At 46.2% G+C, this 8,157-nt stretch carries 9 protein-coding genes; all 9 read left to right on the plus strand.

The window, feature by feature from the left end; all coding sequences use genetic code 11:
- Positions 1–23 precede the first annotated feature (23 nt).
- Complete coding sequence (locus GF401_05875; protein ID MBD3344571.1) at positions 24–509, plus strand: hypothetical protein; 486 nt, start codon at positions 24–26, stop codon at positions 507–509.
- A 15-nt stretch (positions 510–524) separates the two neighbouring features.
- Positions 525–1,259, plus strand: a complete 735-nt coding sequence (gene fabG / locus GF401_05880; protein ID MBD3344572.1) for a 3-oxoacyl-[acyl-carrier-protein] reductase — start codon at positions 525–527, stop codon at positions 1,257–1,259.
- 132 nt (positions 1,260–1,391) lie between these two features.
- Positions 1,392–1,841 carry a 3-hydroxyacyl-ACP dehydratase FabZ gene (gene fabZ / locus GF401_05885; protein ID MBD3344573.1) on the plus strand — a complete coding sequence of 150 codons (450 nt, stop codon included), beginning with the start codon at positions 1,392–1,394 and terminating at the stop codon, positions 1,839–1,841.
- 131 nt (positions 1,842–1,972) lie between these two features.
- Positions 1,973–3,199: a beta-ketoacyl-ACP synthase II gene (locus tag GF401_05890; GenBank protein ID MBD3344574.1), complete on the plus strand. Its 1,227-nt coding sequence runs from the start codon at positions 1,973–1,975 to the stop codon at positions 3,197–3,199.
- 11 nt (positions 3,200–3,210) lie between these two features.
- Positions 3,211–4,413: a hypothetical protein gene (locus GF401_05895; protein MBD3344575.1), complete on the plus strand. Its 1,203-nt coding sequence runs from the start codon at positions 3,211–3,213 to the stop codon at positions 4,411–4,413.
- A 40-nt stretch (positions 4,414–4,453) separates the two neighbouring features.
- Positions 4,454–4,717: an acyl carrier protein gene (locus GF401_05900; protein ID MBD3344576.1), complete on the plus strand. Its 264-nt coding sequence runs from the start codon at positions 4,454–4,456 to the stop codon at positions 4,715–4,717.
- Positions 4,718–4,864: 147 nt separating this feature from the next.
- Positions 4,865–5,746, plus strand: coding sequence for a hypothetical protein (locus tag GF401_05905; protein MBD3344577.1), 882 nt, complete (start codon positions 4,865–4,867; stop codon positions 5,744–5,746).
- Between the two features lie 6 nt (positions 5,747–5,752).
- Positions 5,753–7,246: an NAD(P)-binding protein gene (locus GF401_05910; protein MBD3344578.1), complete on the plus strand. Its 1,494-nt coding sequence runs from the start codon at positions 5,753–5,755 to the stop codon at positions 7,244–7,246.
- On the plus strand, positions 7,247–8,157 hold a 911-nt coding region (locus GF401_05915), incomplete at its 3' end, for an FAD-dependent oxidoreductase (protein ID MBD3344579.1). It abuts the gene before it with no gap.

Raw genomic sequence — 8,157 nt, forward strand, 5'->3', positions numbered from 1 at the left:
GTATGCATGAAAGGCGGGGATGGATGAAACGACAAAACAGTAGTATGGTTTTTTCGGCAATCGTGTGTTGTCTGGGAGCAATGGGAGGATATGCGGGAGACTCTTTCGACGGCACCTGGTGTGTTGAAGAGCAGGATCTTTCGATCACCTTTCAGGGCAATGACTCCCTGAAAGTCAAGAGTGTCGGTGATGAAGGTGTAAGTGGCGTTGGATCTTTTGCTGTTGATGATTCTCTGCTAAGGGCTAAAATTGTCAATGGAGACCTCAGTGTGGAAATGGGGTACAGGTATAAATGGGATAGTGATGAAAAAGTAAGTGCCCGCCTGTCGTTTTTCATTGTCAATGGTGACTCGGTTGAGCATCCTACCGAATGGATGAGCATGGTTCGCTGCTCGGGTACAAAGGATCTCGAGACCGGGGATGTACTGCGAGCGGAGGTCGAAGAGAACGAAAAGAGCGGCAAGAAAGATAAACCTGAAAAAACGGATAAAGCAGAAGAAAAAGAGTGAAAGGATAGATTATCAATGTCGAAAAAAATCATTCTTACCGGTGGAGCCCGGGGTATCGGTCGTGCTGTTGTGGAAGTTCTTGCAAAGGAGGGGCACGAGGTTGCATTCAATTACAGGGCAAGCAAAGAGGCTGCTGATGAATTGATTGCAACAATTGCTGAGAAGGGGGGTAATGCCCATGCCTTTCAATGTGATATTACCGATTTCGAACAGGCCGGACAATTTATCAGGGATGCCCGGGAAAAACTCGGTGATATTGATGTACTGATTAATAATGCGGGGATTACCCGGGATAAGAGCCTCTTTATTATGCCCGTCGAAGAATGGCATGATGTTATCAATACCAATTTGAATGGCTATTTTAACGCCACCCGTCATATGATCGGTTATTTCATGAAAAACAAAAAGGGGTGTATCGTCAATGTAACCTCAGTCAGTGGGCTGGTTGGTGTGCCCGGGCAAACGAACTATTGCGCTTCAAAAGCAGGAATTATCGGATTTACCCGCTCACTGGCTAAAGAAGTTGGCAAGCTTCAAATCCCGGTAAACTGCATCGCTCCGGGATATATCGAAACGGATATGACACGGAAAATTCCCGACAAACATCTTGAAGAATTGAAAAAAATGATTCCTATGAAACGCTTCGGGACTGTTGAAGAAGTGGCCGACCTTATTGCATTTTTAATCTCCGATAAGGCTCGATATATAACCGGGCAGGTGTTTACTATCGATGGAGGAATGACTGCCTGAAGAAATGCACGAACATGCGGTTGTGCCCCGGCAGATATTCAAGAGCCGGTATTCCATTCAATTATTGAAGATTACGGTAATCTTTGTATATTTTTAGAATATAGCCAAAATTGCCGACAAAGAAAATAGTGTATGTTTTCAATCGAAGATATTGTCAAATATGTCCCGCACCGGTATCCTTTTCTCTTAATCGACAGGATATTGGATTATAAAGCCGATCAGTCGGTGACTGTGCTGAAGAATGTTTCGATTAATGAAGCTCAGTTTCAGGGACATTTTCCGGAAAAGCCGGTCTTTCCGGGAGTTTATATAATAGAAAACATGGCCCAGGCTGCCTGTTTTTTGCTCGCCAAATCAGCTGGTGGACTCAAAAGCGATACGGTATATGTATTAGGTAAAGTCGCAAAAATGTCGTTTTTCGATCTGGTTGTGCCTGGAGATCAGCTTAAAACAACGGTAGAGATAGAAAAGAAGCTTGGCGCTAATGCAATAGTAAAAGCCAGGGCCCATGTAGAAGACAAAATGGTGGCAAAAGGCGAACTTATGTTTGCTGCACGAAACAATAATAATACCGATGGTTAAGCCCAAATTGCCGACAAGCTGGCTCTTATATTGAATTTGCCAATCCTATTTACTATTTTAGGAAACTATTTGCTGAAGAATACTTTACATATCCAAAAACATTCAAATAAATTGCTTATTAGCTCCCCTTGATGAGTAAAAAGAGAGTTGTTATTACAGGCCTGGGCATTATTGCCCCTATTGGCAGCGATACAAATTCGTTTTGGAATGCGGCTGTGAAGGGTACCAATGGTATCCGTCCTATTCAGTCCTTTGATATTTCGGATTTCAGGACTAAGGTTGGCGGTGAAGTACTCGACTTTGATCCGGCGCAATACATTGGCGCCGATCAGCTGAAGTTTATGGGCCGGTCGAGTCAGTTTGCCGTCGCAGCATCACAGATGGCCCTTGCCGAATCAGGGCTTGCTGTCGACCGGGAGAATCCCTACCGTATCGGCGTTGCCATGGGCACCACAATGGGTGAACCACAGGTTCTCGAGAAGGGAATTCAGACAAAATACGACACCGGTGATCCCAATCAAATCCCCTCAGGACTTCCCCGCCAGTATCCCTGTGGAGTAATTCCTTCAAATATTGCGGCACATTTCAATACCGCCGGTCCGGTTATTATGATTCCCACTGCCTGTGCGGCCGGAAATTATGCTCTCGGCTATGCATACGACCTTATTTGTCTGGATGAGGCCGATGTGGTTATTGCCGGAGGGAGCGATCCTATTTCAAAAATAGCCTTTACCGGTTTTAATCGTCTTCTTGCAACCGCAAAAGAGGTGTGTCGCCCCTTTGATAAAAATCGGGACGGTATGGCTGTGGGTGAAGGTGCGGGTATACTCATTGTTGAAGAACTTGAGCATGCGCTCAAGCGTGGCGCCGAAATCTATGCGGAAATTCTCGGGTATGGGCTTGGGTGTGATGCTTTTAAAATGACAATCCCCGATCCCACAGGAAGCGGTGGAATCAGGGCTCTGAATAAAGCTCTGAGAAATGCCGGAATTTCTTCCGATGAGATCGATTATATCTGTGCCCATGGGACCGGCACCGGTGAAAACGATAAAAGCGAAACGCTGATCATCAAAGAAACATTGGGTAAAAGGGCCTACGATGTACCAATCAGTTCGTTGAAATCTATGTGCGGTCATACCATGGGAGCAGCATCGGCGATCGAAGCCGCGGCTTGTATTATGACTCTCAAGCATAACGTTATATTACCTACAATAAATTATTCGGAGCCCGATCCGGATTGTGATCTCGATTATGTGCCGAACGAAGCCAGAGAAAAAGAGGTCGATACGGTGGTATCGAATGCCTATGCCTTTGGCGGAAATACATCATCAATTATCTTCAGAAAATTCAAAGGATAGCCGGTTGGAATATGGCTACTGAGAAAATTGTAATCTCAGGAATGAATGCACTATGCTCCCTGGGCATAGGGGTAGAGGAGATTAAAGGTAATCTTCATACAGTGCCTGCTGTGGGAAGTTTAAAATCATTTGAATTCCACGAATTCGATACCGGGATTCCCTGTTACAGAATTGCGGGTCTTGATCCCGTTGAGATTCTCGGGAAAAAGGGAATGCGAACAAAAGATTTTGCCACCAAACTTTTCCTGAGCACGGCTGAGGGCCCGTTTAGAGATGTATTTGAAAACGCCTCTGAAGATGAGCGTACCGGCCTGTGTATCGGAACGGGTTTCGGCTCGGTGCAAAGTATCGGCGACTTTCTCAGCGATTCGATTGTGAACGGGGTAAACAATGTTAATCCCCAGGCATTTGCAAATACTGTCATCAATTCGCCAACCAGCAATGCAAATATCCGGTATGCAGTTAAAACCATGAGTACGACAATTTCAACCGGATTTAACGCATCGCTCGATTCACTTATCTATGCCTCTAATTATATAAAACAGGGCTATCACGATTCAATCCTCGCCGGTGGTTTTGAGGAACTCAGCTATTATCAGCTTCTCGGGCTTCTCAGGAGCGGTGTTCTGTCAAAGAGTGGAACAATGCGCCCCCTTTCTCCCGATGCCGACGGTTATATCATGGGTGAAGGTGCTGCACTGTTTTGTATCGAAACCGAGAGTCGCGCTAAAGCACGGGGAGCTACTATTTTTGCCGAAATAGTCGGCACTGCGTCAGCCTTCGATCCCAGACAGACAAAAGTTCGAAAAAATTCAGGCAACAGTGGCGCCGTATATGTTATCAAGCGGGCATGTGAAAAAGCAGGTATTGCACCAACCGATATCGATTGTATTGCCGCAAATGCCAATGCCGATCCCCGGGGCGATGCTGTTGAAGCTTCGGCTATTGCAGAATTGTGCCCTCAGGTTCCTGTGACCGCCTATAAAAGGAAAACAGGAGAATGCTATGGTGCGTCATCGGCCCTTAACGCTGCATGCGGATTGATTGATATGCAAGCAAAGAAGATTTCAGGTATCGGGGATGAATATCCGGTCAGAAATGACATTAATGTTGTAAAAGAGGATATACAAGATACCGATACCGAATTTTTATTAATTAATGCTTTTTCGTGCGAAGGCAATTGCAGTTCAATTATTTTAAAAAATTATAGTTAATAATTTATCAGTATCCTAAGCAGGCGAGGAGAGATGCAGGATGGACATTTCCGAAATTAAAAAAGAGTTACGCGATCTTATAATAGAAATTGCTGAAGACATGGATGTTGAAGAGGATAAAGTTTCCGATAATGCTCATTTTATCGAAGATATGGGCCTTGATTCCATGGCACTTCTTGAGGTCCTTGCAACCATGGAGAAAAAATTCGGTGTTTCTATTCCAGAATCCGAGTTTCCGAATATTACTTCAATCGACAAATGTGCTACTACTGTCCAGAAATATTTATCAGAGAAGCAATCCTGACACGATTCATTGCGCCTGTTCATCCCTTCTCTCCCACTCCTTTCTTTTCAAGTCGGTTGGCGGAAGCTTATTTTTTGACAATTCCGACCAATTCAGAATAGTTTCTGCCATTCTCTGCGGCAGACAACGCCATGTGAGTCTGGCTTCATGGGATTAAGTGAATATATTCAAAGTGCCGAAATACTAAAAAACACCGGCGATTTAACCCTTTACGATTTAAAGCAGACGACGTTGAGCCGTGGGCATGAGTGGTTTGCGCAGCACCCGGAAGAACGCGATCGGATTCGCAGAAATCTGGCCGCATTCAATCTTCCCGACGATAAGACGTCTGTTCAAAAAGTAGTCGATCAGGTACTGCTCCACTATTACGAAAAGCTTATACCTTTCTGTGGCGATCCCGAATCATATTATACCTATTTACAGAATCATGTTGATTCCCGTGAGGCTATTGAGTGTATCAAGAGGGTTCATGAGCAGGGAAAGGCAGCGTTGCTTGCTACCAGCCATTTTGGTGCAATAGAGATGATCGCACCTGTTCTGGCCATGGCCATGCTCCCGGTTGCGCCCGTACTCAGATTCAGAACCCGGCAGCTTTCCGATATGGCTGCCCGGCGGGCAAAAGAAATGGAAGCAACCGGAAAATTCGGTCCGGTCCGGTTTATTGAAATCGGTAAACCACACACCGTTGCCGCACTGGATATGGCGGCGGCTTTGCGCCGGAAGGATGTCCTGTTGAGTATGGTTGATGAAAAAACCGAATACAGCATTCCGGTGACATTACTGAAAAGAAAGATTGCCGGCGGCGCCGGGTTGGACCGGCTTCTGAAATTTGTCCGGGCACCGGTGTCGGTATTCAAGGCATTTATGATTCGACAGAGCGATGAAACATATCGGTTTCGGTTATATCCGGTGGCAGCCGATTCTGAAAATCCTGTCCAGGAGCTTTTTTATCGGCTGGAAGAGGTTGTGCGGAAACAGCCTGAACAATGGTATTTTCTTCATGAAAAAATCCCCTTTATGGATAGTTGATTTACAATGAGAAAAAACATCGTTATCATCGGCGGTGGAATCGGCGGCTGTGCCGCGGGAATTTACCTTCAGCGTAACGGCTACCGCACCCGTATCCTGGAGATGGGGCATGAGTGCGGCGGTGTTTCGGTTCCCTGGAAACGGGGCGAGTATCGTTTTGACGGCGCCACAAACTGGGTGCCCGGCTCTTCACCGGGAATAAACATTCATGATATCATCACCGAGGTAATCGACTTTTCAAAAACCCACGTCGATGAATTTGATGAGTTTATGCAGATCGAAGACGGTGTCGAGACATTTCATGTCTATACCGATCTGTTCAGGCTTAAAGATGAGATGCTGCGGATCGCTCCCGAAGACAGGAAGGTCATTACTCAGTTCATCGATGCGGTTTTAACGTTGAGTCGATTGAAAATCCCCTTTGATCAGGCGCCCGATCTGATGTCTTTTCCGGAGCTTGCGCTTTTCCCGCTGAAAAACTGGAAAATGATTTTATTTTTTCTCAAATGGAAAAAGATGACAATCAGGGAATTCTCGGACAAGTTTACAAACAAACATCTTCGCGCAATGATACAACAGATATTGCCGCACCATCAATTCTTTTCGCTTCTTGCACTGATGACGCCCCTGAGCTGGCTTCATGTCAAATCGGCGGGGTATCCCCGGGGCGGTTCACGGTTTTTTATCGATACAATTGTTGACAAATACAAAAAGGGCGGCGGAGAAATTCTTTTCCATAAAAAAGTAACGGAAGTTATTGTTGAAAATGACCGTGCCTGCGGTGTTGTCTGCGCCGACGGTTCGCGCTATGATGCGGATATCGTGATCTCTACGGCAGACCGGTATGAAACGGTGAATCGACTTCTGAAGGGCCGTTACATCACCCCGGCACTTCGGAAGCAGTTCGAGACATATACGGTTTTTCCCTCCATGCTCCAGGTGTCCCTGGGTGTAGCGCGGACTTTTGACGGTGAACCGCACAAAATGGTAGTGCCCTTTGAGAATCCTCTTCCTCTGGGGAACGACCGGGAAAAAGCGCTCCTGGTTCGTATATGTAATTTTGATGACTGTTTTTCACCACCGGGCACAACATCTTTGATTGTTCATCTGAGAACACACGACTGGAAATACTGGGTCGAATTACGAAATAATGACTCCGCCCGCTATAAACAGGAAAAGGAGCGAGTGGCAAATGCCGTTATCGATACATTGGATAAGCGGTTCGGGGATGTTCGTTCCCGGATTGAGGTTTCCGATATCGCCACCCCCGCAACCTATATCCGGTATACCAATGTCTGGCGCGGGAGTTATCAGGGATGGGCGCCGACTCCCTTGGTGATCGGTCGTTCGCTTAAAAGAACCATTCGGGGGTTGAAAAATTTCTATTGTTCCGGCCAATGGCTTTCACCGGCCGGCGGGCTTCCGCGAGTGATTGTTTTAGGCCGTCAGGCAGCCCAGCGGATTTGCAGAGAAGATCATAAAAAATTTGTTGCGCAGTAAGTGGAGGATGACCGCGTGAAATATGATGCTGTTATTGTCGGTTCGGGAATAGGAGGCTTGACTTGTGCTGCATTTCTGGCACGGGCCGGAATGAAAGTGCTCGTACTCGAAAAGCATTCAAAAATCGGAGGCTATGCCCATAACTTCAAACGAAAGAAATTCCGTTTCGAATCCGGTATTCATTCAATCCCCCTGAGCGATAACGGTATGATCATGCATCTTTTGAACCTCCTCGGGGTAGGCGACAAAATCGAACCGATTCCATTGTCTTCGATGTATGATTTTTCGGTACCCGGTTTTTCCTGGTCGGTACCGATGGAAAAAGACAGGATAATGCAATCGCTGCTGCGCGATTTTCCCAACGATAACGCGGGTGTTAAAAATATTCTCGGCGATTTCGAAAAATTTTACGCTGTAATAGCACGAAGAATATGGGAGTTTGAAGAAAAGTTTACGGAAGAGGATATCGGTTTTGTGACGCGCTATCATAACCGTTCTTTTGCCGATTATGTGTCGTCATTTATTACCAACGATAACCTGAAACAGGTTCTGTATACCATGTGGCCCTATTGCGGCTCTTCACCGGATTATGCTCCTGTACTCTTTTATGTCATGATGTTTGCCGTCCATTATATGGAAGGATCTCATTATATCAAAGGTGGTGTGTCGTCGCTTGCAGAGGCGCTGGCGTCGGCAATAACCATGCGGGGTGGGGAGGTGCGGACAAAAAGCCGGGTGACCTCACTCTATGTGGAAAACAACCGGGTCCATCATGCAGTCCTGGAATCGGGTGAGGAAATTGAAGCCGATTACTTCGTCTCCAATATCAGTCCTTACACCCTTCATTTAGAAATAATTAATCAGGAGGCCCGGAAGAAATTATGGTTACGGAGACTCCGCAGCCTCAATCC

Source organism: Chitinivibrionales bacterium (genome assembly GCA_014728215.1).
GTDB lineage: Bacteria > Fibrobacterota > Chitinivibrionia > Chitinivibrionales > WJKA01 > WJKA01.

Excerpts from the sequence above, each read along its gene's own strand:
- GF401_05895 (MBD3344575.1), top strand. The coding sequence starts at position 3,211 with ATGGCTACTGAGAAAATTGTAATCTCAGGAATGAATGCACTATGCTCC.
- GF401_05875 (MBD3344571.1), top strand. The coding sequence starts at position 24 with ATGAAACGACAAAACAGTAGTATGGTTTTTTCGGCAATCGTGTGTTGT.
- GF401_05910 (MBD3344578.1), top strand. The coding sequence starts at position 5,753 with ATGAGAAAAAACATCGTTATCATCGGCGGTGGAATCGGCGGCTGTGCC.
- fabG (MBD3344572.1), top strand. The coding sequence starts at position 525 with ATGTCGAAAAAAATCATTCTTACCGGTGGAGCCCGGGGTATCGGTCGT.
- fabZ (MBD3344573.1), top strand. The coding sequence starts at position 1,392 with ATGTTTTCAATCGAAGATATTGTCAAATATGTCCCGCACCGGTATCCT.
- GF401_05900 (MBD3344576.1), top strand. The coding sequence starts at position 4,454 with ATGGACATTTCCGAAATTAAAAAAGAGTTACGCGATCTTATAATAGAA.
- GF401_05905 (MBD3344577.1), top strand. The coding sequence starts at position 4,865 with ATGGGATTAAGTGAATATATTCAAAGTGCCGAAATACTAAAAAACACC.
- GF401_05890 (MBD3344574.1), top strand. The coding sequence starts at position 1,973 with ATGAGTAAAAAGAGAGTTGTTATTACAGGCCTGGGCATTATTGCCCCT.